The 23,364-nt window shown below is 66.8% G+C and carries 17 protein-coding genes and 1 pseudogene; 6 read left to right on the forward strand and 12 right to left on the reverse strand.

Annotation, left to right across the window (positions count from 1 at the left end):
• Positions 1 to 22: 22 nt before the first annotated feature.
• On the reverse strand, positions 23 to 910 hold the full coding sequence (locus ACYVKR_RS19470) for a 5'-nucleotidase, lipoprotein e(P4) family (protein ID WP_460482612.1): 888 nt from the start codon (positions 908 to 910) through the stop codon (positions 23 to 25).
• A gap of 355 nt (positions 911 to 1,265) precedes the next feature.
• On the opposite strand from ACYVKR_RS19470, the gene katG reads away from it, so the two are divergent.
• Positions 1,266 to 3,455 (forward strand): catalase/peroxidase, encoded by a 2,190-nt coding sequence (gene katG, locus ACYVKR_RS19475; RefSeq protein WP_460482613.1) that lies wholly within the window; start codon positions 1,266 to 1,268, stop codon positions 3,453 to 3,455.
• Between the two features lie 99 nt (positions 3,456 to 3,554).
• Here the strand turns inward: katG and ACYVKR_RS19480 are convergent, their stop codons facing one another.
• The 3 genes from ACYVKR_RS19480 to ACYVKR_RS19490 form a co-directional block, all read right to left on the reverse strand.
• Entirely contained in the window at positions 3,555 to 5,030 is a 1,476-nt protein-coding gene (locus ACYVKR_RS19480) for a YdgA family protein (protein WP_460482614.1), read from the reverse strand.
• Positions 5,031 to 5,230: 200 nt separating this feature from the next.
• Positions 5,231 to 6,217, reverse strand: a complete 987-nt coding sequence (locus tag ACYVKR_RS19485) for a Bug family tripartite tricarboxylate transporter substrate binding protein (RefSeq protein WP_460482615.1) — start codon at positions 6,215 to 6,217, stop codon at positions 5,231 to 5,233.
• Positions 6,218 to 6,397: 180 nt separating this feature from the next.
• Positions 6,398 to 7,189, reverse strand: a complete 792-nt coding sequence (locus ACYVKR_RS19490) for an AraC family transcriptional regulator (RefSeq protein ID WP_460482616.1) — start codon at positions 7,187 to 7,189, stop codon at positions 6,398 to 6,400.
• Positions 7,190 to 7,290: 101 nt separating this feature from the next.
• Between ACYVKR_RS19490 and ACYVKR_RS19495 the strand changes: the two genes are divergently transcribed.
• Positions 7,291 to 8,496 carry an MFS transporter gene (locus tag ACYVKR_RS19495; protein WP_460482617.1) on the forward strand — a complete coding sequence of 402 codons (1,206 nt, stop codon included), beginning with the start codon at positions 7,291 to 7,293 and terminating at the stop codon, positions 8,494 to 8,496.
• A gap of 55 nt (positions 8,497 to 8,551) precedes the next feature.
• Here the strand turns inward: ACYVKR_RS19495 and ACYVKR_RS19500 are convergent, their stop codons facing one another.
• Together ACYVKR_RS19500 and ACYVKR_RS19505 are read right to left on the reverse strand one after the other, a co-directional pair.
• Entirely contained in the window at positions 8,552 to 8,632 is an 81-nt protein-coding gene (locus ACYVKR_RS19500) for a hypothetical protein (protein ID WP_460482761.1), read from the reverse strand.
• A gap of 206 nt (positions 8,633 to 8,838) precedes the next feature.
• Positions 8,839 to 9,732 (reverse strand): hypothetical protein, encoded by an 894-nt coding sequence (locus ACYVKR_RS19505; RefSeq protein ID WP_460482618.1) that lies wholly within the window; start codon positions 9,730 to 9,732, stop codon positions 8,839 to 8,841.
• Positions 9,733 to 9,883: 151 nt separating this feature from the next.
• Here ACYVKR_RS19505 and ACYVKR_RS19510 point away from each other — a divergent pair.
• Positions 9,884 to 10,018: pseudogene (locus ACYVKR_RS19510) on the forward strand (transposase); the annotation flags it as partial.
• Between the two features lie 199 nt (positions 10,019 to 10,217).
• Here ACYVKR_RS19510 and ligA read toward each other — a convergent pair.
• From ligA to smc, 3 genes are all read right to left on the reverse strand, one after another.
• Positions 10,218 to 12,296 (reverse strand): NAD-dependent DNA ligase LigA, encoded by a 2,079-nt coding sequence (gene ligA, locus ACYVKR_RS19515; protein ID WP_460482619.1) that lies wholly within the window; start codon positions 12,294 to 12,296, stop codon positions 10,218 to 10,220.
• Positions 12,297 to 12,367: 71 nt separating this feature from the next.
• Entirely contained in the window at positions 12,368 to 13,495 is a 1,128-nt protein-coding gene (locus ACYVKR_RS19520; RefSeq protein WP_460482620.1) for a cell division protein FtsZ, read from the reverse strand.
• Positions 13,496 to 13,518: 23 nt separating this feature from the next.
• Positions 13,519 to 17,046, reverse strand: a complete 3,528-nt coding sequence (gene smc / locus ACYVKR_RS19525) for a chromosome segregation protein SMC (protein WP_460482621.1) — start codon at positions 17,044 to 17,046, stop codon at positions 13,519 to 13,521.
• A gap of 234 nt (positions 17,047 to 17,280) precedes the next feature.
• On the opposite strand from smc, the gene ACYVKR_RS19530 reads away from it, so the two are divergent.
• On the forward strand, positions 17,281 to 19,071 hold the full coding sequence (locus ACYVKR_RS19530) for a monovalent cation:proton antiporter-2 (CPA2) family protein (RefSeq protein ID WP_460482622.1): 1,791 nt from the start codon (positions 17,281 to 17,283) through the stop codon (positions 19,069 to 19,071).
• A gap of 11 nt (positions 19,072 to 19,082) precedes the next feature.
• Here the strand turns inward: ACYVKR_RS19530 and ACYVKR_RS19535 are convergent, their stop codons facing one another.
• The 3 genes from ACYVKR_RS19535 to ACYVKR_RS19545 all read right to left on the reverse strand — a co-directional run bounded on the left by ACYVKR_RS19535 (position 19,083) and on the right by ACYVKR_RS19545 (position 20,853).
• Positions 19,083 to 19,472, reverse strand: a complete 390-nt coding sequence (locus ACYVKR_RS19535; protein WP_460482623.1) for a VOC family protein — start codon at positions 19,470 to 19,472, stop codon at positions 19,083 to 19,085.
• Positions 19,473 to 19,541: 69 nt separating this feature from the next.
• Positions 19,542 to 19,907: a hypothetical protein gene (locus ACYVKR_RS19540; RefSeq protein WP_460482624.1), complete on the reverse strand. Its 366-nt coding sequence runs from the start codon at positions 19,905 to 19,907 to the stop codon at positions 19,542 to 19,544.
• A 58-nt stretch (positions 19,908 to 19,965) separates the two neighbouring features.
• Entirely contained in the window at positions 19,966 to 20,853 is an 888-nt protein-coding gene (locus tag ACYVKR_RS19545; RefSeq protein ID WP_460482625.1) for a LysR family transcriptional regulator, read from the reverse strand.
• Positions 20,854 to 20,971: 118 nt separating this feature from the next.
• On the opposite strand from ACYVKR_RS19545, the gene ACYVKR_RS19550 reads away from it, so the two are divergent.
• Together ACYVKR_RS19550 and ACYVKR_RS19555 are read left to right on the forward strand one after the other, a co-directional pair.
• A complete protein-coding gene (locus ACYVKR_RS19550; RefSeq protein ID WP_460482626.1) occupies positions 20,972 to 22,498 on the forward strand; it encodes a CoA-acylating methylmalonate-semialdehyde dehydrogenase in 1,527 nt (508 codons plus the stop codon).
• A gap of 66 nt (positions 22,499 to 22,564) precedes the next feature.
• Positions 22,565 to 23,194: a lysozyme inhibitor LprI family protein gene (locus ACYVKR_RS19555; protein ID WP_460482627.1), complete on the forward strand. Its 630-nt coding sequence runs from the start codon at positions 22,565 to 22,567 to the stop codon at positions 23,192 to 23,194.
• Positions 23,195 to 23,364: the final 170 nt, after the last annotated feature.

The following is a 23,364-nucleotide window of genomic DNA, read 5'->3' on the forward strand; positions in this document are numbered from 1 at the left end:
GCGCAGGCAGAGGGGCGGTGCCCTACTTGCCGTCCCACGCCGAGCGCGTGGCGGCCTTCTTGAACAAGCGGCGGTTGTCGTCGCTGGCCGGCGGCTCCGAGTCGCCGAAGATCGCCGCCATCCAGTGGCCGTCGGTCGGGTTGGGGAAGAGCACGAACTTGCGGCCGAACTGCTCGCGCTCGCTCTCCATCGCCTTCAGGCGCCCGTCCACATCCTTCACGTAGAACTTACGGCGGAAGTCGTTGAGGTTGTCGCCCAGGTAGACCACCACGTCGAACCGCTTCGCGATCTCGTCCTGGCGCGGCTGCTTGTTGCTGCTGTCGCGCAGCACGGTCAGGTGCTCCTTGTCGGCATAGGGCGCGCCCAGCACCTTCAGGTGCTCCATCGCGTATTCGTAGGTGCGCTCGCCCTGCTCGCGGCTGGTCACGTAGAACACCTCGACGCCGTTGTCCTTGCAAAAGCGCAGGAAGTCCTGCGAGCCCGGCGACGGCACGATCTGGTTCTTGGGAATCCAGGTATCCCACTTCGGGTCGTCGAAGAAGTCCTGGTTCTGGTTGATCAGGTAGCCCCAGTAGGTCAGCGGCAGCAGGATGGTGTCGTCCATGTCGGTGACCACGGCCAGCGGCTTGTCGCCGGGCTTGCGGTTCTTCAGCGCCGCCTCGACGTGCATGCGCGCCACGTTGAAGCCCTGGTGGTACAGCGCGCGGTACTCGGCCGCGGTCTGCTTCCAGGCCACGGCGGCGATCAGCGGGTTGCCCACGCCTTCGCCCGCCGGGCCCAGGCTGTTGGCCTTGGCGCCGGCAGCGCCCGCCGAACCGCCCGTCTGGGCGCATGCCGTGCACAGCAGCGCCGCTGCCGCGAGGGTTCCGAATTTCCAGAAGCGGCTGCCGCCGCGCGCGCCTGAACGCATGGATGTCTCTCCGTAGGTGTTGGATGTGGGCTCGAAAATCAGCCGCCCAATGTACCGCACGGGAGTCCCTCCCTCGGCCATCCGCGCGCCTAAAAAATGCCGCAGCAGACACGGCCTGTCTCCGGGTTGCGCCATCCCCATCGCAAAGCTTGGAGGCCGTGGCTCCATCTGCCAGCCAAGCGCTTGATTTTTCTTAATGGCGCGCTTGGTTATATTCAATCGGCCTGTCACGCCATCGTGGTGCCGGCGCTCGCATAATCAATAGCAACCCATAGCGAAGCGATCCTTCCCGTGGCCCCGTTGCTGCTGCCGCAAGGCAGTAGGCGTCCTGTAAGTTTGAACCGGAGAACTCCCCATGACGACCGAATCCAAGTGCCCCTTCCACCAAGGCCAGAACCACGCCACCGGTACCACCAACCGGGATTGGTGGCCCAACCATCTGCGCGTGGATCTGCTGAGCCAGCACAACAGCAAGAGCAATCCGCAGGATGCCGGCTTCGATTACGCCGAGGAGTTCAAGAAGCTCGACTACGAAGGCCTCAAGCGCGATCTGCGCGCGCTGATGACCGACTCGCAGGACTGGTGGCCCGCCGACTTCGGCCACTACGGCCCGCAGTTCATCCGCATGGCCTGGCACGCTGCCGGCACCTACCGCGTGCAGGACGGCCGCGGCGGCGCAGGCCGGGGCCAGCAGCGTTTTGCGCCCCTCAACTCCTGGCCCGACAACGTCAACATTGACAAGTCCCGCCGCCTGTTGTGGCCCATCAAGCAGAAATACGGCAACAAGATTTCTTGGGGCGATCTGATGGTTCTGTGCGGCAACGTGGCGCTGGAGACCATGGGCTTCCGCACCTTTGGCTTCGCCGGCGGCCGCGTCGACACCTGGGAGCCAGACCACGATGTGTACTGGGGCGCCGAGAAAGAATGGCTCGCTCCCACCAACAATCCCAACAGCCGCTACAGCGGCGAACGCGACCTGGAAAACCCGCTGGCCGCCGTGCAGATGGGCCTGATCTACGTGAACCCCGAAGGCCCGGACGGCAATGGCGATCCCATCTCGGCCGCCCGCGACATCCGCGACACCTTCGCCCGCATGGCCATGGATGACGAGGAAACCGTGGCCCTGATCGCCGGTGGCCACACCTTCGGCAAGACCCACGGCGCAGGCCCCGCCTCGCACGTCGGCGCCGAGCCGGAGGCCGCAGGCCTCGAAGCCCAGGGCCTGGGCTGGGCAAGCAGCTTTGGCAGCGGCAAGGGCGGCGACTCCATCACCTCGGGCCTGGAAGTGACCTGGACGCAGACGCCGGCCCAGTGGAGCAACTTCTTCTTCGAGAACCTGTTCAAGTACGAATGGGTGCAGGAGAAAAGCCCGGCCGGCGCCCTGCAATGGGTGGCCAAGGACGCAGGCGACATCATCCCCGACGCACATGGCGGCCCCAACAAGAAGCCCACCATGCTGACCACCGACCTGTCGCTGCGCCTGGACCCGGCCTACGAGAAGATCTCGCGCCGCTTCCTCGAAAATCCCCAGGCCTTTGCCGAAGCCTTTGCCCGCGCCTGGTTCAAGCTCACCCACCGCGACATGGGTCCGCGTTCGCGCTACCTGGGCCCGGAAACCCCCAAGGAAGAACTGGTCTGGCAAGACCCGATCCCCGCCGTGCAGCACCCGCTGGTGAATGACGCCGACGTGGCCGCGCTCAAGGCCAAGGTCCTGGCTTCGGGCCTCACGGTCTCCGAACTCGTGGGCACGGCCTGGGCCTCGGCCTCGACCTTCCGCGGCTCGGACATGCGCGGCGGCGCCAACGGCGCGCGCATCCGCCTGGCGCCGCAAAAGGACTGGGCCGTCAACCAGCCCGCACAGCTGGCCCGCGTGCTGGCCGTGCTGGAAGGCATCCAGCGCGAATTCAATAAGGCCGCCGATGGTGACAAGCGCATCTCGCTGGCCGACCTGATCGTGCTGGCCGGCGGCGCCGGCGTCGAAAAAGCGGCCGCCGATGCCGGCACGGCCATCACCGTGCCGTTCACGCCCGGCCGCGCCGATGCGTCCCAGGAGCAGACCGATGTCGAATCCGTGGCAGCGCTCGAGCCCCGGGCGGACGGCTTCCGCAATCACCTGCAAGGCCGCTTCCCGGCGCCGGCGGAGGCCCTGCTGATCGACAAGGCCCAGTTGCTGACGCTGACCGCGCCGGAGCTGACCGTGCTCATCGGCGGCCTGCGCGCCATCAACATCAACACCGAAGGCAGCCAGCATGGCGTGCTCACCGCCACGCCTGGCCAGTTGACCAACGACTTCTTCGTCAACCTGCTGGACATGGGCACGCAATGGAAGGCGCTGGAAGACGGCACCTATGAAGGCGTGGACCGCAAGAGCGGCGAGAAGAAGTGGACCGGCACCCGCGTGGACCTGGTCTTCGGCTCCAACGCCGTCCTGCGCGCCCTGGCCGAGGTCTATGCCGAGGCCGGCTCCAGCCAGAAGTTCGCCCGGGACTTTGTCGCGGCCTGGGTCAAGGTGATGAACCTGGACCGGTTTGATGTGAAGCACTGAGGATGCCGTGCCGAAGCCTGGGAGCTTCGGCCATTCTCAATAAAAAAGGCTTCCAGCGCTTTCCCATCAAGCGCTGGAAGCTCTTTTTTTGATAGCTGCTTACTGCAGCGCGCCCGCAGGCAGGCGGAAGGGCTTGCCATTGAGCGTGGCCTGGCCCGCGTTCAGGCTGAAGGCGCTGGTCAGGTAGTCGCCCTCGGCCTTGCCGTAGCCCATCTTCTCGGCCATCTCGACCATGGCCTGCGCGTCCTGGTCCGTGGCCTCGGTGTTGCCGCTGGCCTTGAGCATGGGCGCGATCCAGGCCTTGGGCAGGCGCGCATTGGCCTGCACGGCCGAGGTCTGCAGCAGCGCCGGCAACCAGCCCGCGGCCTGCACCTGTTCGGCGGAAGGCGCCTTCTGCACCTCGCCGCCATAGGCCAGCTCGCCGGTCTGGCCCTGGTAGGTGGCCTGCAGCTTCATCGAATACGCCGGCAGGGCCGCCACCAGGCGCGAGGCGTTTTCCAGCAGCAGCTCGGCGCCCTGCTCCTGCAGCGATTCCATGGCCTTGGCCAGGCCTTCCTTGCGGTAGCCGTCGGCTACCACCTGCTGCAACTTGCGCAAGGTCTCGATGTCCAGGCGCTGGTACTTTTCCTCGTAACCCACGGATTCGAGGTCCAGCGGGCCGATGCGGCCCGTGCCCTTGACCTGGGTGGTCATCGACAGCGTGGCCTGGTCGGCCTCGATCACCGACTGCGCGCTCAGCTGCTTCAGGTCGGCCAGCGTCTGGGCGTCGCCGCCCTCGGCGGCTGTCTTCTGGATGCCAAGCTGGGCCAGGCGCAGCTGCGTGGAGCCGGGGCCCAGGCCCCACAGGCCGTCGACGGACTGGCTCTCGAAGCTGCCGTCCATGCCCTTGAGCGTGATGGTGGTGCGGTCGGTGGGCGCGGCGGCCAGGTCGTCGCCATCGTCCCCGTCTTCATCGTCCGCATCGCCGCCGGAAGACAGGCCCAGCAAGGCCAGCTCGGGCCAGCGCAGGTTGCCCTTGGCGCGGTCGCCCTTGAGCGTGGTGTCGAGCACCAGCTCCTGCCAGCGCATGGTGACTTGCTTGTCGCTGATCTCGCCGGCGGGCAGGAGCACCTGCACGTCGCGGCTGCCGATGAAGTGGTGCACGCTGGTCAGCGTGGGCGCCGTGGCCTTGGCCAGGGCCTGGCGGCTCTTGTCGTCCAGCCCCTGCAGCGCAAAGCGCGACTCGGACGCCGCGCTCGCCAGGCGGCCACCGGCGAACGGGCCGTGGTAGACGGTGGTGTCGATCACCAGGCGGATCGGCGCGGCCGGCTCGGTAGCCGCTTCCGCAGCCTCGGCTTCGTCGGCGTCATCCGCCTCGGGCGCTTCGCCCTGCAGTACCAGCTGCGCCTGCGACGAGAAAAAGCCCTTGTGGTACTCGTCGGCCACGATGGTCTTGTCGCCCAGCGCCTTGCGCAGCTCGGCCACCGCCTCGCGGTAGCCGGCCTCGGCCTGCTCGCCGGTGTACCAGGTCGCCCCTCCGTAGGCCACGACGGCCAATGCCACGGCCGCGGCCACGATGGTCTTCTTATTGCTCATGCTCAATATCCCGTAGTCAAAGCCACGCCCGCCGGATGGACGGGCCGCGCGACTTTACCAGTTGGATACATTTCCGCCTGTTGCGCCCAGGGTATTGAATGTAAAAAAAGCTTCCAGCGCCTGTACAGCAAGCGCGGGAAGCTATGTTTTTGCGAGTCCGGCGGGCTTCGCCTTTCTTCACACCGGCGGGCGGTGCCGCCTCAATCGAGCTGGATCTTGCGCTCCTTGATCAGCTTCACCCACTTCTCGTTCTCGGCCTTCACGAAGGCCGAGAAGCCGGCCGCGTTCAGCCCGTGCACCTCGGAGCCGGCCTGGGCGAACTTGGCCTTGATCTCGGGCTGGGCCAGCACCTTGGCCAGTTCGGCCGACAGGCGATCGACCACCTCCCTGGGCATGCCGGCCGGGCCGACCAGGCCCTGGAAGCCCACCGACTGCATGCCGGCCAGCCCCAGCTCGGCGGCGGTGGGCACGTCGGGCAGTTGCGGGTCGCGCTGCGTGCCGGTCACCGCCAGCGCCTTGAGCTTGCCGCTTTTCACCTGCGGCAGCAGCACGGTGCCGGCGTCGATCATCAGCTGCGTCTGCCCGCCGATCAGGTCCTGCACCGCCGGCGCGCTGCCCTTGTAGGGCACGTGGATGATGTCCAGCCCCGTCACCTGGTTCAGCAGCTCGCCGTTGAGGTGCGTGGACGAGCCGTTGCCGGCCGAGGCGTAGTAGGCCTTGCCTGGATGCGCGCGCGCCCAGTCCACGAACTCCTTGAGGTTCTTGGCCGGGTGGTCGGGCCGCGTGACGGCGATGTAGCTGCCCTGGCTGATCTGGCCGATGTAGCTGAAGCTGCGCAGCGGGTCGTAGGGCTGCTTGGCCTGCAGGTGCGGCGCGATGGCGAAGGGCCCGGTGTTGGCCAGCATCAGCGTATAGCCGTCGGGCGCGGCGCGCGACAGCTCGGTGGCCGCCAGCATGCCGCCGGCGCCGGGCTTGTAGTCGACCACGATCTGCTGCTTGAGCGCCTCTTGCAGCGGCTGCTGCACGGTGCGGGCGGTGAAGTCGATGCCGCCACCGGGCGGAAAGCCGATGATCAGGCGGATGGGCTTGGCCGCCGGGTACGCGGGCTGCTGCGCCAGCGCGGGGCCGACCAGGCCCAGGGCGCCCAGCGCCAGGCCCAGGTGGGCCAAGAGGCTTCTGCGTTGCATGGGGAATGTCTCCTCGTTGTTGCTCTTGGAAAGGAAGCAGATTCTACGCATGCCGGGCGCGGCAGCCGGCGTGGAGCATGCATCAATAAAGTGAGCTGCCTGCGCTTTCTGTGCCTAGCATTCAAATGGTTTTTACTCTGCAATCCATACACAGCAAGCGCAAGCAGCTATCAAAACAGATCAGCGGAAGAACCCGCTAGGCGTCTGCCCGAACTGGCGCTTGAACATGGTGGCGAAGGCGCCGGGGCTGTCGTAGCCCAGGGCCAGCGCCACGTCGATCACCTTCTCGCCCTGGGCCAGCCGCTCCAGCGCCTGCAGCAGCCGCGCCTGCTGGCGCCAGCGGCCGAAGCCCATGCCGGTGTCGCGTGCGAACAGCCGCTGCAGCGTCTTGGGGTTGACCTGCAGGCGCTCGGCCCAGTCCTGCAGCGTGGCGGTGTCGTCGGGGTGCTGCTGCAGGTGCGCGCAGATGCGCCGCAGCCGGGCGTCGGCCGGCTTGGGCAGGTGCATGGGCAGCACCGGCAGCGCCTGCAGTTCGTCGAGCAGCAGGCGCATCAGCCGGCCGTCGCGCGAGTCGGCCGCATAGGGCATGGCCACCGCCATGGCCGCGCGGATCAGCTCGCGCAGCAGCGGCGAGATGCCCACCACCTGCGCCTGCGTGGCCAGGCCCGGCGCGGCGTCGGGCCGCACGTAGAGGCTGCGCATGTGCACCTCGCCCACATGGCGCACCTGGTGGACCATGCCGGCCGGCATCCAGATGCCGCGCGTGGGCGGCACGATCCACTGCCCGCCTTCGGCCACCACCACCATCACGCCTTGCACCGCGTGGATGAGCTGGTGGTGCAGCGCGTGCACATGGTCGCCGGTGCTGCTGCCGGCGGGGTAGTCGGTGGCGCGCGTGGTGACGGGCAGCGCGCTGCGGTCGAGTTCGGCCTGCGAGAACGGCGTGGGGATTGAAACAGACAGCAAAGGCATGGAATGTCGCTTTTGCGAAGACTTGCGGCCAAATGGCGCAAGACAGGTCAAGGCCGCAAGCCTACCATGCGTGCAAACGTATCCACTCCAACGCTGTTTCCATGACTTCCGCAGCCTCTTCCACCCTCTCCCCGCCGCAATCCGCCGCCCAGCCCAAGGCCGCCTTCCGCGTGCTGGGCGCCATCAGCGCCTCGCACCTGATCAACGACATGATGCAGTCGCTGATCCTGGCCATGTACCCGGTGCTGCAGGGCAACTTCCACCTGAGCTTTGGCCAGATCGGCCTGATCACCCTCACCTACCAGCTCACGGCTTCGGTGTTCCAGCCGCTGGTGGGCCTGTATACCGACAAGCGCAGCACGCCGTACTCGCTGCCGGCGGGCATGTGCTTCACGCTGTGCGGCCTGCTGCTGCTGGCCTTTGCATCGAGCTTCGGCATGGTGCTGGTGGCCGCGGCGCTGGTGGGCACGGGCTCGGCCATCTTCCACCCCGAGTCGTCGCGCGTGGCGCGCATGGCCTCGGGCGGCCGGCACGGGCTGGCGCAGTCGCTGTTCCAGGTGGGCGGCAACACCGGCAGCGCGCTGGGGCCGCTGCTGGCAGCCGCCGTGGTCGTGCCCTTCGGCCAGCACAGCGCGGCCTGGTTCGCGCTGGCGGCACTGGCCGGCATCGCTCTGCTGACGCAGGTGAGCCGCTGGTACGCCGGCCAGCGCCGCACGGCCAAGGCCGCGCCCAAGGCCGTGGCCACGCTGCCGCGCAGCACGGTGCTGGGCGCCATCGCGGTGCTGCTGGTGCTGATCTTCTCGAAGTACTTCTACATCGCCGGCATCTCGAGCTTCTACACCTTCTACCTGATGCACCACTTCGGCGTGTCGGTGCAGAACTCGCAGTTGCTGCTGTTCGTTTTCCTGTTCGCTTCGGCGCTGGGCACGCTGGGCGGCGGCCCGCTGGGCGACCGCATCGGCCGCAAGCCGGTGATCTGGGCGTCCATCCTGGGCGTGGCGCCGTTCGCGCTGCTGCTGCCGCACGCCAACCTGTTCTGGACGGTGGCGCTCACGGTGCTGATCGGGCTGATCCTGTCGTCCGCGTTCTCGGCCATCCTGGTCTATGCGCAGGAGCTGATCCCCGGCAAGGTGGGCATGGTGTCGGGCCTGTTCTTCGGCTTTGCCTTCGGCATGGGCGGCCTGGGCGCCGCGGTGCTGGGCCTGCTGGCCGACCGCACCAGCATCGACTATGTGTACCAGGTGATCGCCTACCTGCCGCTGCTGGGCGTGGTGGCGGCGCTGCTGCCCAAGGTGAAGAAGGCCTAGGGAAGATCTGCCACTGGAAGCGACCTTTGTATGAACCCAGCAGAACCTGCGCAGGTCAGGCCGCTAATGTGAATGCCTCAACGGGAGTTCTCATGTTTAGCGCCTGGTGCGGGCGCCGATGGTTGTAGAAGTGGATCCATGATCAGGCGACTGGCATGCTGCAGCGATTCGAAGCGGTGTAGTCGCGTTGCGCTCGCTTGGTCATTGACTCCATCTCACTTGCCTCTCTTTGCAAGTCCTTGGTGTCAACGCTAATACGGACTGATCAAACCAAACAATAAAAGCGCCAATAGGCGCTTTTATTGTTTTATCTACTGGACACCAATGGATATGCGATAGCTTTCATTTTTCAGGGATACAAGCCTCGACGGATGTCGTATTGTCTTTTATATTTTCAATTGAATTAACGCATACTCCAAAAAAATCTCCATCAATCGCATCAGCGAGACTATCTCCTCCATCAACATGCATGGATCTAACCTTCATCGAAAGCCTCCCTGATTCATCAACCTGTATATCGGTATATCTTTTCTTAGCCGTACTGATGCCGCCTGATGCAACGCAGCCCCCATCCGCTACTATGCTAAAGGTAGCGCCTGTACGGACCAAATCTCCATTAAAGGTGCATGTGAAAGATGGCGTTCCTAGCCGAATTTTGACGGCATCGCCTTGAACATTGATTTGGTAATTCTGCATGCCAAAACCAGCATTGGCTTGCGAGAGCATCTGCGTGCTTGCTACGCGGAATGAGTGGTTCAGCTGCGCTCTTTTGTCTTCATAAATAATTGGTGAGAAGCTTTTACGGGTCTCACCAGGCAAAGTGACATAGCCCGATGATGGGGTGTCAAACTCAAACCGGACTTGGCCGATGATCTCCGCTACTTCGCCAGTCCGGATATTGCCTGCCAGTGCAGTGCCATTCTTGTACTCGACTAAATCAGCAGTCACTATGCTGCCATCCTTGATTTGACCCACTGCTTGGTAAAAAACCGCGGATCCGTCGACACGATAGCCATAGTACGACGCAATGATCGTTTCGCCGCCTTGGCGATCAATCTGGATACCGCGTCCAGGCTTACCGTTCAATTCGCTGTTGATCCCCCACATACCTGTTTGGGGAAGTGCTGCAAGCGAACCAAGCGAGAAAAACAATGCTGCAGAGCCGATTGCATACCGTTTAAAAACATCCATCACCTTTGTCTCCACTATTGATATCTTTATCATGATAGCAATCATTCCATATTGTTTAAGACACGCCAATCCAGGGGAGATCTGCACTACAGAAGCGACCTTGGCCGATGCGAGACGCTCAAGTTACGGAGCAAACGAGCCTGGGCTGGGGTGGATTCGAGCGCAAAACCAAGCAAACGGACCACCGTAAGATCCTAGAATTGGGCGCCCCTCGTTTGCTATCGAAACTAGGTTGTGCACCCACTTCCTGCAGCAGTGGTTCAACTTGTCAGCCCGAGCAACAGAGGAAGCTCTGTACAACATGGCGCTGTTCCTCGAGTTCATGAGCCTGAATGTGGGCAAGGGCAACCTGCTCCTATTTCGCTTTCTGTCATCTGCTTGCGCCGCCAAGCTGAGCCTTTAGATCTCGGTTACTGGCAACGCCACGCTGATGACCAAGGTGAAGAAAATCCAGTTTTTACTATCAAAAAAGAAGCTGCCAGCGCTTGTTTCATAAGCGCTGGCAGCTTTTTTCATATGAATCGACGGGATCAGCCCGCCAGCAGCTTGCGCATGCCCTCCTCGTCCAGCACCGGCACGCCCAACTCCTCGGCCTTGGCGAGCTTGCTGCCGGCGTCGGCGCCGGCCACCACGTAGCTGGTCTTCTTGCTGACCGAGCCGGCCACCTTGGCGCCGGCGGCTTCGAGCAGGTCCTTGGCCTCGTCGCGGCCCATGGTGGGCAGGGTGCCGGTGAGCACCACGGTCATGCCGGCCAGCGGCTGCGCGGGGCGTTCGGCGGGCTCGCCCTCGGGCCAGTGCACACCGGCGGCGCGCAACTGCTCGACCACCTCTCGGTTGTGCGGCTGGGCGAAGAAGGTGTGCAGGCTCTGCGCCACCACCGGGCCCACGTCGTGCACCTGCAGCAGATCGTCCTCCGACGCGTCCATGATCGCGTCGAGCTTGCCGAAGTGCTTGGCCAGGTCCTTGGCCGTGGTCTCGCCCACATGGCGGATGCCCAGGCCGAACAGGAAGCGCGGCAGCGTGGCCTGCTTGGAATGCTCCAGCGCGGCCAGCACGTTCTGCGCCGACTTCTCGGCCATGCGCTCCAGCCCCGACAGCGTGGCGATGCCGAGCTTGTACAGGTCGGGCAGCGCGCGCACCACCTGGCCGTCGACCAGTTGGTCGACCAGCTTCTCGCCCAGGCCCTCGATGTCCATGGCGCGGCGCTGCGCGAAGTGCAGGATCGCCTCCTTGCGCTGCGCCGGGCAGAACAGGCCGCCGCTGCAGCGGTGGTTGGCCTCGCCCTGCTCGCGCACCACGGCGCTGCCGCAGATCGGGCAGGCGGTCGGCATGTGGAAGTTGGGCACGTAGGCCGGGCGCGTGGCATTGACCCGCCCCACCACCTCGGGGATCACGTCGCCCGCGCGGCGCACGACCACCGTGTCGCCGGTGCGCACGCGCTTCTTGCGGATCTCGAAGACGTTGTGCAGCGTGGCGTTGGTGACGGTGACGCCGCCGACGAACACCGGCGCCAGCCGCGCCACCGGCGTGAGCTTGCCGGTGCGGCCCACCTGCACGTCGATGCCGTCGAGCTTCGTCGCCATCTCCTGCGCCGGGTACTTGTGCGCCACGGCCCAGCGCGGCTCGCGCGAGACGAAGCCCAGCTCGCGCTGCAACGCCAGCCGGTTGACCTTGTAGACCACGCCGTCGATCTCGTACGGCAGGCCGGCGCGCTCGGCGCCCATGCGTTCATGGAAGGCCACCAGCTCGGCCGCGCCATGCGCCAAGGAGACCTGCGGCGCCACCGGAAAGCCCCAGGCCTTGAGCTGCATCAGCATGCCGTAGTGCGTGTCCCAGGCGGGGCCGCCATCGGCCGGCGCCGACACTTCGCCCACGCCATAGGCAAAGAACGACAGCGGCCGCTGCGCGGTGATGCCCGAGTCGAGCTGGCGCACCGCGCCGGCCGCGGCGTTGCGCGGGTTGACGAAGGTCTTGGCGCCCGCGGCCTCCTGGCGCGCGTTGAGCGCATCGAAATCGGCGCGGCGCATGTAGACCTCGCCGCGCACCTCCAGCACCGGCGGCACGCCCTCGGGCAGCACCAGCGGAATCTGGCGGATGGTGCGGATGTTGTGCGTCACCTCCTCGCCGATCTCGCCGTCGCCGCGCGTGGTGGCCTGCAGCAGGCGGCCGTTCTCGTAGCGCAGGTTCATCGCTAGGCCATCGAACTTGGGCTCGGCCGCGTACTCGACCGGGGCGTCGCCCTCTTCCAGACCCAGCTCCTTGCGGATACGGGCATCGAAGGCCTCGGCGCCGCTGGCCTGGTTGTCGGTCTCGGTGCGGATGCTGAGCATGGGCACGGCATGGCGCACCGGCGTCAGGCCATCGAGCACCGCGCCGATCACGCGCTGCGTGGGCGAATCGGGCGTGACGAGTGCGGGGTGGGCCTGCTCCAGCGCCTCGAGCTGCTGGTAGACGCGGTCGTACTCGCCGTCGGGCACGGTGGGCGCGTCCTGCACGTAGTATTCGTGCGCCCACTGGTTGAGCTGGGCGCGCAGCGCTTTTATTTTGATAGCTGCTTGCGCTTGATCATCGGGCGCTGGAGCCGAAAAAAGGTCAAAATTCTCAGCCATGGGGCTCTACTCCGGAAGGGCCAAAAACAAAGGCTGCCCGATGGCAGCCTTCGCCTGAACTGTATTGCTTTTTAGCTGAAGAGGCGCCGCGCCGCCAGCGAGCCGGCGGCAAAGTCGCGCTCCTCGAGCTGGTCGTACAGGTTCTCCAGGTCCTGCGCGATCGGGTCCACCACCATCACCGGCAGCGGCGTGCCGTTCTGGTCGCAGATCACGCCGTCCATCTCGCCGCACAGGGCCTCGGCGGCCGAGCGCATCTTCTCGAACGGCGCTTCGCTGCGGCTCACATGCGGCACGTCCAGGCTCAGCAGCACCTCGCGCAGCGGGGTCTGCTCGGGGTCGTCGGCCAGCGCGGCCTGGGCATCGAACGACAGCGCCAGGATCGGCGGCATCTGCGCGATGCTGGACGGCATCACCATGCGGCCCGGGCCGGCCTGCACAAAGCCGTGCTTGGAGGCGATCTGCATCACGTAGCCGGGGCTCCAGGTGGCGCGCTTGGCGCGCAGCAGGAAGGCGAGCTGCGCATCGTGCTCGCTGGCGAACTGGTCCAGCTCGCGGGCGCGGGCCACTTCCTGCAGCATGTCGGGCAGGTCGGGCGAGGCGCCGATCACATCGGCAAAGCGCTGCACCTTGTTGACGAACTCGGAGAACTCGATCTCGTTCATCGGGCCGTGGCGGTTGGCCAGCTGGATGCCGGCCTGGAAGCCCACGTAGCGCTGGCCGGCCTGCGGCATCTCCCACTGCTTGCTGGCCTCGTTCATGCCTTCCACGTTGAAGGCCTTGTTGCCGGCGCGGAAGCTGCTGGGCATGGCCGCCAGCGCGGCATCGCCCGAGACCACGCCGTCGGTGTGCAGCGTGGCGATGGCATCGGTGAGCACGTCGAGGATCTGCTGGCGGTCGCCGAGGAAGAAGGCCGGCGGCGTGGCCGGCGCGCCGGCGCGCTGCACCGGGGCGGCATCCGCACCCCAGGCCGGCTCGGCACCGAACACCGGGTCAACGCCGGCGCCATCGCGCGCACCGGGGCTGCCCTCCATCACCGGGTCGAAGCGGCCCGGCTCGGGCGCCGTCGCGGCGGGCGCATCGGCCAGCTCCTGCCGCGGCTTGCGCGGCGCGTTGCGGCGCGACGACCAGGTGGTATAGCCCACGTACAGCACCAGGATCACCCCGAAGGTGATGGCCAGACCCAGTTGGAAATTACTCATAGATTCTTGTTGCTAAAACGGTGTCAGGCGGCTTCGGCCATGGAGAGTGCGGACTCCATATCGACCGCCACGATGCGCGAAACGCCCTGCTCCTGCATTGTTACACCAATCAGTTGCCGGGCCATTTCCATCGCGATCTTGTTGTGGCTGATGAAGAGAAATTGCGTGCCGCTGCTCATCGCCGACACCAGCTTGGCATAGCGCTCGGTGTTGGCGTCGTCCAGCGGTGCGTCCACCTCGTCGAGCAGGCAGAACGGCGCGGGGTTGAGCTGGAAGATGGCGAACACCAGCGCGATCGCAGTCAGCGCCTTCTCGCCGCCGGACAGCAGGTGGATGGTCTGGTTCTTCTTGCCGGGTGGCTGCGCCATCACCTGCACGCCCGAGTCGAGGATCTCGTCGCCGGTGATGATGAGCTTGGCCTGCCCGCCGCCGAACAGCTCGGGGAACATGCGGCCGAAGTGCTCGTTCACCGTGTCGAAGGTGCCCGACAGCAGATCGCGCGTCTCGGCGTCGATCTTGCGGATCGCGTCCTCCAGCGTGTTCATGGCCTCGGTCAGGTCGGCGGTCTGCGCGTCGAGGAAGGTCTTGCGCTCGCGCGCGGCGTTCAGCTCGTCGAGCGCGGCCAGGTTGACCGCGCCCAGCGCCTGGATCTCGCGGTGCAGGCGATCGATCTCGCCCTGCAGGCCCGACAGGCGCACATTGCCCTCGGTGATCGACTGCGCCACGGCCTCGAGGTTGGCCTCGGCATCGGCCAGCAGCGTGGTGTACTGCTCCAGGCCCAGGCGCGCGGCCTGCTCCTTGAGCTGGAACTCGGTGATGCGCTGGCGCAGCGGCTCGAGCTCGCGCTCGAATTGCAGGCGCCGGTCGTCGCTGCCGCGCAGCCGGGCCGTGAGGTCGTCGTACTCGCTGCGGCGGGCGGCCAGGTCTTTCTCGCGCTCCATCTTCAGGTTCAGCGCGTCCTGCAGGCCGCCCTGCGCGGCCGCGTCGTTCAGGCGCAGTTGCTCGGCCTGGGCGCGCTCCTGCTCGGCGGCCAGTGCGCGGGTCTGCTGCAGCGCGGTTTCCATGGTGCGGTTCAGCTCGGCGCGGCGCGCATCCAGGCTGCGCTGCGAGAACGTGGCCTCCTGCGCCTGGCGCTCCAGGCTGCGCAGCTGCTCGCGCGCGGCGTTGAGCTTGCGCTCGGCCTCGTAGGACTGCTCGTCAAGCTGGGCATGGCGCTCCTGGCTGTCGGCCAGCTGCATGTCCAGCTCCTCGAAGCGGGCCTCGGCAGCCACGCGGCGCTCCTGGATCTCTTCCAGATGCAGCGCGACTTCGGACAGGTCGGCATCGATCTGCGCGCTGCGCGCGCGTGCCTGCTCGGCCAGCTGCGTCTGGCGCAGCAGCTCCACGTGCAGCTCGTGCGCGCGGTTCTTGGCCTCGCTGGCCTCGCGGCGGGCGGAGGTCAGATTGGTCGAGGCATCGGCATAGGCCGCCTCGGCGCGCACCAGCGCGTTGCGGGCCTCTTCGCCGATCAACCCTTGAGCGCGCAGCTCCTTTTCGAGGTGCTCGATCTCCTGCGCGCGCGCCAGCATGCCGGACTGCTCGGAGTCCTGCGCATAGAAGCTCACGCTGTGGCTGCTGACGGCATGGCCGGTGGGCACGAAGATGGCTTCGCCCGCCTGCAGCTGCGGGCGCTGGCTCAGCGCCTCGTCCAGCGAGGGCGCGGTGTAGCAGCCGTGCAGCCAGTCCACCAGCACGGCGCGCAGGCCCGCGTCGTGCACGCGCAGCAGGTCGGCCAGCTGCGGCAGGCGCGCCGAGGATGCCGCGCCCGGCGCGGCCGGCGTGCTGTAGAAGGCCAGGCGCGCGGGCGGCGCATCGTGCGCGCCGGCGCCGAGAAAGCCGCGCACCATGTCAAGGCGGCTGACCTCGAGCGCCGCCAGGCGCTCGCGCAGCGCGGCTTCGAGCGCGTTCTCCCAGCCCGGCTGGATGTGGATGCGGCTCCACAGCCCCTGCAAGCCGTCGAGCCCGTGCTTGGCCAGCCAGGGCCGCAGCTTGCCGTCGGTCTTGACCTTTTCCTGCAGCGCCTTGAGCGCCTCCATGCGCGCGGCCAGCTCGGCCTGGCGGGCGCTCTCGTGGTTGACCTGCTGCTGCTTCTCGCGCCGCGCCTCGTCGAGCTGGGGCAGGCTTTCCTGCAGCTCGGCCAGGCGGGCCTCGGTGATCTCGGCGCTCTCGGCGGCCTCGTCGTTCTGCTGGCGCAGGTTGGCCAGGCGCGCCTCGTCGGGCGCGGCCATGGCGTTGCGGTCGGTGCGCAGGCGCTCGTGGCGCGTGTCGAGCTGGCGGGTCTGCTCGTCGAGACTGCGCTGCTCGGCCGCCAGCACCTGGATCTGCTGCTGCACCTGGGTGACGCTGCCGCGCTGCTCGTTGGCGCGCTGCTGGGCCTGGCGCAGCGTCTCTTCCATGTCGGGCAACTGCTGGTGCTGCTCCTCGAGCTGGGCGGCGAGCAGTTCGGTCTTTTCCTCGGCGTCCATGCCCTGGCCGGCCAGGGTTTCCAGCTCGGCCTCGGATTCGTCCTTGCGCACCGTCCACTGCGCGATCTGCTCGGCCAGCTGCACCAGGCGCTGCTCCACGCGCTGGCGGCCCTCGACCACGTAGCGGATCTCGGCCTCCAGCCGGCCGACCTCGGCCGTGGCCTCGTACAGCCGGCCCTGCGCCTGGTTGACCTGGTCGCCCGCGGCATAGTGCGCCTGGCGGATGGATTCGAGGTCGGCCTCGACGTGGCGCAGGTCGGCCATGCGGGCTTCGAGGTCGTTGACGGCCTTGAGGCCCTCGGCGCGCACCTTTTCCTGGTCGCCCTCGGCGTCCTGCTTCTTCAGGAACCAGAGCTGGTGCTGCTTGAGCGTGGCGCTGGCGTTCAGCGCGTTGTATCTGGCGGCGATCTCGGCCTGTTTCTCGAGCTTGTCGAGGTTGGCGTTCAGCTCGCGCAGGATGTCCTCGACGCGGGTCAGGTTCTCGCGCGTGTCGGTGAGGCGGTTCTCGGTCTCACGGCGGCGCTCCTTGTACTTGGAGACGCCGGCCGCTTCCTCAAGAAACAGGCGCAGCTCTTCGGGGCGCGACTCGATGATGCGGCTGATCGTGCCCTGGCCGATGATGGCGTAGGCACGCGGCCCCAGGCCCGTGCCCAGGAACACGTCCTGCACGTCGCGGCGGCGCACCGGCTGGTTGTTGATGAAGTAGCTGCTGTTGCCGTCGCGGGTGAGCACGCGCTTGACGGCGATCTCGGTGTACTGGCTCCACTGGCCGCCGGCGCGGTGGTCGGCGTTGTCGAAGGTCAGCTCCACACTGGCGCGGCTGGCCGGCTTGCGGCTGGTGGTGCCGTTGAAGATCACGTCCTGCATGGACTCGCCGCGCAGCTCGCTGGCCTTGGACTCGCCCAGCACCCAGCGCACGGCGTCCATGATGTTGGACTTGCCGCAGCCGTTGGGGCCCACCACGCCCACCAGCTGGCCCGGCAGCAGGAAGTTGGTCGGCTCCGCGAAGGATTTGAAACCCGCTAGCTTGATGGAGTTAAGGCGCACAGTGCTTCAGGAGGTGGCTCGGCCCGCCAGAGGGAAGCGCTTCCCGGGGCCAGCGAAAAAAACAGTGCGCAATAATACCGCGCCCGCCATGGCCCGCCGCCCGAAAAAACCGTGGTCCGCCGCAGCTTTGGCCCAGCGCCCTGTTAACTTGTGTTGCAGTGCGGCATGGAGCGGGGAATCCACCGGGCCATTGCGCCCACAATCCGTCTTTCAGCACCGCAAAGGAAACACAGGATGGCAACCGAGGGCAATGCAAGCCAGCTGGTCGGCGTGGTCACGCTGCTGGGGGCCGCCGTGGTGGCGGTGCCGCTGTTCAAGCGCCTGGGCCTGGGCTCGGTGCTGGGCTACCTGGCGGCTGGCCTGGCCATCGGCCCCTACGGCCTGGCCCTGGTGGCCGATCCCGGCACCATCCTGCACGTGGCCGAGCTGGGCGTGGTGATGTTCCTCTTCGTCATCGGGCTGGAGATGAAGCCCTCGCACCTGTGGGACCTGCGCGGGCAGATCTTCGGGCTCGGCAGCATGCAGGTCGTGCTGTGCGCGCTGCTGCTCACCGGGGTGGGCATGGCGTTCGGCTTCTCGTGGCAGGTGGCCTTCGTGAGCGGCGCGGGCTTTGTGCTCACCTCCACCGCCATCGTCATGCAGGTGCTGGCCGAGCGCGGCGACATCCTGGCGCCGCGCGGCCAGCGCATCGTCTCCATCCTGCTGCTCGAGGACCTGCTGATCGTGCCGCTGCTGGCCATCGTGGCCTTTCTCGCGCCGGCCGAGGCCGCTCCGGTGGCCACCTCGCCGCTGTGGCAGCGCATGGGCATCGCGCTGGCGTCGCTGGGCGCGCTGGTGGCGGCCGGCCTGTGGCTGCTGAATCCCATGTTCCGCGTGCTGGCCAAGGCCAAGGCGCGCGAGGTGATGACGGCCGCCGCGCTGCTGGTGGTGCTGGGCGCGGCGCTGCTGATGGAGCTGGGCGGCTTGTCCATGGCCATGGGCGCCTTCGTCGCCGGCGTGCTGCTGTCCGAGTCGTCGTTCCGCCACCAGCTCGAGGCCGACGTCGAGCCTTTCCGCGGCCTGCTGCTGGGCCTGTTCTTCCTGGGCGTGGGCATGGCGCTCAACCTCGACGTGGTGGCGCGCAACTGGCAGCTCATCGGCCTGGGCGTGCTGGCGCTGATGGTGGCGAAGGCGCTGTGCATCTACCTGGTGGCGCGGCTGGCCAAAAGCAATCACGCCGACGCCATCGACCGCGCCACGCTGATGGCCCAGGGCGGCGAGTTCGCCTTCGTGCTGTTCGCCGAGGCGCTCAAGCTCCAGGTCATCAGCCCCGAGGTCAATGCCAACATGACGGCGATCATCGTGCTCTCGATGGCCATCACGCCGCTGGTGGTGGCCGTCCGCAAGCGCTTCGTGCGCGCCGACGCGGCATCGCTCGATGGCGTGGAGGCGCCGCAAGACCTGCAGGGCAACGTGCTCATCATCGGCTTCGGCCGCGTCGGCCAGATCGCCAGCCAGGGCCCGCTGGCGCGCGGCGCCGAGCTGTCCATCATCGACAACGACCCCGACGTGATCCGCAACGCCGAACGCTACGGCTTCAAGGTCTACTTCGGCGACGGCGCCCGCCCCGACGTGCTGCATGCTGCCGGCGCCCCGCATGCCCGCGCCATCCTGGTCTGCGTGGACGACCAGGCCGCCGCCACCCGCATCGTCGAGAACGTGCGCCACGAATGCCCGCAGGCCAAGCTGATCGTGCGCGCCTACGACCGCGAGCATGCGCTGGCACTGGTGCAGCTCGATGCCGACCACATCGTGCGCGAAACCTTCGAATCGGCGCTGCAGATGGGCCGTCAGGCCGTGCTGGCCCTGGGCGCCACCCAGGATGAGGCCCAGGCGCTGGACGACGAGGTGCGCGGCCGCGACGCCGAGCGCTTCACGCTCGAGACCGCCGGCGGCACCTTTGCCGGGCGCGCGCTGCTGCTGGGCAATATCGAGCGCATCGACCCGCCGCGCCACGACAAGGCGCCGGCCGAGGGCAGTGCCTGAGGTGAATTGCCTCAGGCCGGCTGGCGTGCGTAGCTGACGGTGAGCATCTCCCACTGGTGGCCCTCGGGCTCGTTCCAATAGACCATGCGGCCGCCGTAGCCAGTGTTGACCTGCCCGTCCATGGGGCCGCGCACCGTGCTGCGAAAGGCAATGCCCGCCGCCCGCAGCCGCGCCAGAATGGCGTCGAAATCCGCCTCGCTGACGCGAAAGCAGAAGTGCTCGACCGGAAAGCTTTCCTCGGTCTCGATGAAATCCAGCGTCAGCCCGGCGTTGACATACACGGCAAAGAACGGCCCTTCGCGGGTCGGGCCGCTGGGCACGTCCAGCAGATGGGCCAGCTGCCGGGCCGATGTATCGCGGTGGCGCGCCGAGACGATGACGTGGTCGAGTTCGATGCTCATGGAGGGCTCCCGCCAGGTTGGCCAGGCCCCATGATGGACTGCTGCCGCAACCGCCGCAAGGCGGTGGGTTCAGGCGTTTGCGCTCTGGGGCGCGCCCCGCTCCTGCAGGCGTCCGAGCCGCAGCAGGCGCGAGTGGATCGCACCCCGGCTGCGTGCGTGCTTTTCCGCCAGTTCCTTGACGGGAATCCCCGCATCGAAACGGGCCAGCAGTTCTTCGTCCTCCTCGCTGGACCATGCGCGGCCCGCATTGCCCGGCAGGGGCTTGGCTGGTTTGCCGCGGCCGGCATCGCCGTCCAGCGCCTGCGCGGCAATGAAAAGTGCGCGTATCACCTGCGGACTGTGGAGCACGCCCGGCTCCGGCAGGATTTCCCCGGTTTCCGGGTCTATGCCCCGGGCAAGCGCTTCCAGGATGGGTCTGGCTTCGAGTGGCGACATGGCAGCAGGCTCCCTCTCTCGTTGGAATAGCCTGAAACTACCATGCAAACCAACCCCATCACCTCAGCAAATCCCCTGCCTGCTCCTGCACCACCGCCTGGATGAAGCGCCACACGGTCTGCACGCGGGTGGCCGAGCGCAGTTCGGGCGGCATCGACATCCAGAAGGTGCGGGTGAAGCGCGCCTGCTCGGGCAGCACGCGCTGCAGCAGCGGGTCCTTGTCGGCCAGGAAGGCCGGCAGCACCCCCAGCCCCGCGCCAGCGCGCACGGCAGTGTATTGCGCGAGGACGCTGGTGCTGCGGAAGCTGTAGCGCTGCGGGTTGCACAGCGTCTCCAGCAGCTGCAGCTCGCGGGTGAAGAGCTGGTCGTCCACGTAGTTGACGAAGCTGTGCCCGGCCAGATCGCCTATCGCCTGCACCAGGGGCTGGCGCGCCAGGTATTCGCGCTGGCCGTACAGGTACAGGCTGTAGTCGGTGAGCTTGCTGGTGACCACGGTGTCGCGCGCCGGGCGGTCCAGCGAGATCACGATGTCCGCCTCGCGCCGCGACAGATGGAACATGCGCGGCACCGCCAACAGGTCGATGGTGAGCTGCGGGTGGCGCATGCTCAGCAGCGCCAGGTGGCGCGCCAGGATCTGTGTGCCGAAGCCCTCGGTCACGCCGATGCGCACCACGCCGCTGGGCTGGCCCGGGTCCTGCGGTGCGGCGCTGGAGATGCCGCGCACGATGGCGTCCATGGCCTCGGCCTGGGGCTGCAGCTGGCGGCCTGCGTCGGTGAGCTTGTAGCCGCTGCCCTCGCGGGTGAACAGCGTGGCGCCCATCTGCTTTTCCAGCGCCTGGATGCGCCGCGATACGGTGGTGTGCTCGACCCCCAGGCGCTTGGCCGCCCCCACCAGCGTGCCTGCCTGCACCAGGGCCCAGAAATAGCGCAGATGATCCCAGTCCAATCCAGCCTCCGTGTCGTATTGTGCAAATATGCAGATATTTTCTGCAGCATTGTCTATTGTCATGGGGTTTTTGCACAAATACCATGGTGCGATCCATCCAAAACCCCAGGAGATACCCATGAACGCTGCAACCCCTTCCGGCGTGCTCGCCCCCACCGTCAAGCTGCTCATCAACGGCCAACTGGTCGAATCGCAGACCACGCAATGGCGCGACCTCGTCAACCCCGCCACGCAGGAAGTGCTGGCCCGCGTGCCCTTCGCCACGCCCGACGAGGTGAATGCCGCCGTCGCCAACGCCAAGGAAGCGTTCAAGACCTGGCGCAAGACGCCCATCGGTGCCCGCGCCCGCATCTTCCTCAAGCTGCAGCAGCTGATCCGCGAGAACATGAAGGAGCTGGCCGCGATCCTGACGGCCGAACAGGGCAAGACCCTGCCCGACGCCGAGGGCGACGTGTTCCGCGGCCTCGAGGTGGTGGAGCATGCCGCCGGCATCGGCAACCTGCAGCTGGGCGAGCTGGCCAACAACGTGGCCAACGGCGTGGACACCTACTCGGTGCTGCAGCCGCTGGGCGTGTGTGCGGGCATCACGCCGTTCAACTTCCCGGCGATGATTCCGCTGTGGATGTTCCCCATGGCGATCGCCACCGGCAACACCTTCATCCTCAAGCCCTCCGAGCAGGACCCGATGGTCACCATGCGCCTGTGCGAGCTGGCGCTCGAAGCCGGCGTGCCGCCCGGCGTGCTCAACGTCATCCACGGCGGCGAGGACGTGGTCAACGCCATCTGCGACCACCCGGACATCAAGGCCATCAGCTTCGTGGGCTCGACCAAGGTCGGCACCCACGTCTACAACCGCGCCAGCCTGGCCGGCAAGCGCGTGCAATGCATGATGGGCGCCAAGAACCACGCCATCGTCATGCCCGATGCGAACAAGGAGCAGTCGCTCAACGCCCTGCTCGGCGCCGCCTTCGGTGCCGCGGGCCAGCGCTGCATGGCCGTGTCGGTGGCCGTGCTGGTGGGCGAGGCCCAGAAGTGGATTCCCGAGCTGGTGGCCAAGTCCAAGACGCTCAAGGTCAGCGGCGGCACGGAGCCCGGCACCGACGTCGGCCCGCTGGTCTCATGCGCGGCGCTGTCGCGCGTCGAGGGTCTGATCGAGCGCGGCATTGCCGATGGCGCCACGCTGGAGCTCGACGGCCGCAAGCCCCAAGTGGCCGCCGGCTACGAGAAGGGCAACTTCGTCGGCCCGACGGTGTTCAGCGGCGTCAAGCCCGGCATGAGCATCTACGAGCAGGAAATCTTCGGCCCCGTGCTGTGCCTGGTGGCCGCCGACGACCTGGACCAGGCGATCGAGTTCATCAACCGCAACCCCAACGGCAACGGCACGGCCCTGTTCACGCAGTCGGGCGCGGCGGCGCGCAAGTTCCAGGAGGACATCGACGTGGGCCAGGTCGGCATCAACGTGCCGATCCCCGTGCCGGTGCCGCTGTTCTCGTTCACCGGCAGCCGCGCCTCCAAGCTCGGCGACCTGGGCCCCTACGGCAAGCAGGTGGTGCTGTTCTACACTCAGACCAAGACCGTGACCGAACGCTGGTTCGACGACGATACGACCAGCCACGGCGTCAACACCACCATCAGCCTGAAGTAAGCACCAGACATGCGACTGCGCCCGCCTCCCGACCGCCAACTACCACCATGGTTTCGCAGCAGGAGGATGGGCGCAGTTCTACTTTGCCTGGCAGCAGTCAGTGCGGCAGCGCAGGAAAAAGCTGACGGGCAAGCCGTCGCTGCCGACACTGCGCTGGAGCGCAGCCTGAAAAAGCTCGATGCCCTGATGCCGCCCGAACGAAGCGCGCAACTGCAGGCCCAGCAGCGCGACTGGGCCCGGCGCCGCGACCAGGAATGCACGCCCACGGACAAGACTGCAGCCGACAGCAATGCCCAGGCCCGCGCCGCGCAATGCCGCAGCAAGATGGCCCTGCAGCGCGCCGAGCTGCTCGAAAGCCTGCAGCCGCCCGCCCAGTACCCGCCCAAAGACGGGCTGAACTGCACCGACGCGCAAAAAGGCACGCTGGCCTGCTTCCAGCAGCAGCGGGCCACCATCGAATACGGTGTGCATGTGCTCTATATCTCCACGGCGCTGGACCTGCCCGAGCTGCAGGCCGAGAGGCTCCATGCCGAGCAGAAGCGCTGGCTGGAGGAAGGCGAGCAAAGCTGCCGGCTCAACGGCTATGCCCACGAGCAGGAAGATCAGGCCATCTGCCATTTCCGCCGAGGACTGGAACGGGTGAAGGTCTACCGAAGCGACTGGCGGCCCCTGGCCAGCGCCGGAGCCAAGCCATGAGCCGCAAAACCCATCGTTGCCCCCATTCGCGCCCCACCTGCCTGGCCGGCGGCGATGAGGGACTCATGGCTCCACGCCATCGGAATTTCAAGCCAAATTGCGTTACAACCATTAATGAATGTGCGCTAGCAGCTATTATTTTTGCAGTAATCTTCAGCCCGGCGGCACAG

The sequence above is a fragment of the Comamonas humi genome (assembly GCF_054782535.1).

Bases quoted from the DNA above. Each gene is read 5' to 3' on its own strand.
- ACYVKR_RS19470 (WP_460482612.1), bottom strand. From the start codon at position 910: ATGCGTTCAGGCGCGCGCGGCGGCAGCCGCTTCTGGAAATTCGGAACC.
- katG (WP_460482613.1), top strand. From the start codon at position 1,266: ATGACGACCGAATCCAAGTGCCCCTTCCACCAAGGCCAGAACCACGCC.
- ACYVKR_RS19480 (WP_460482614.1), bottom strand. From the start codon at position 5,030: ATGAGCAATAAGAAGACCATCGTGGCCGCGGCCGTGGCATTGGCCGTC.
- ACYVKR_RS19485 (WP_460482615.1), bottom strand. From the start codon at position 6,217: ATGCAACGCAGAAGCCTCTTGGCCCACCTGGGCCTGGCGCTGGGCGCC.
- ACYVKR_RS19490 (WP_460482616.1), bottom strand. From the start codon at position 7,189: ATGCCTTTGCTGTCTGTTTCAATCCCCACGCCGTTCTCGCAGGCCGAA.
- ACYVKR_RS19495 (WP_460482617.1), top strand. From the start codon at position 7,291: ATGACTTCCGCAGCCTCTTCCACCCTCTCCCCGCCGCAATCCGCCGCC.
- ACYVKR_RS19505 (WP_460482618.1), bottom strand. From the start codon at position 9,732: ATGATTGCTATCATGATAAAGATATCAATAGTGGAGACAAAGGTGATG.
- ligA (WP_460482619.1), bottom strand. From the start codon at position 12,296: ATGGCTGAGAATTTTGACCTTTTTTCGGCTCCAGCGCCCGATGATCAA.
- ACYVKR_RS19520 (WP_460482620.1), bottom strand. From the start codon at position 13,495: ATGAGTAATTTCCAACTGGGTCTGGCCATCACCTTCGGGGTGATCCTG.
- ACYVKR_RS19530 (WP_460482622.1), top strand. From the start codon at position 17,281: ATGGCAACCGAGGGCAATGCAAGCCAGCTGGTCGGCGTGGTCACGCTG.
- ACYVKR_RS19535 (WP_460482623.1), bottom strand. From the start codon at position 19,472: ATGAGCATCGAACTCGACCACGTCATCGTCTCGGCGCGCCACCGCGAT.
- ACYVKR_RS19540 (WP_460482624.1), bottom strand. From the start codon at position 19,907: ATGTCGCCACTCGAAGCCAGACCCATCCTGGAAGCGCTTGCCCGGGGC.
- ACYVKR_RS19550 (WP_460482626.1), top strand. From the start codon at position 20,972: ATGAACGCTGCAACCCCTTCCGGCGTGCTCGCCCCCACCGTCAAGCTG.
- ACYVKR_RS19555 (WP_460482627.1), top strand. From the start codon at position 22,565: ATGGGCGCAGTTCTACTTTGCCTGGCAGCAGTCAGTGCGGCAGCGCAG.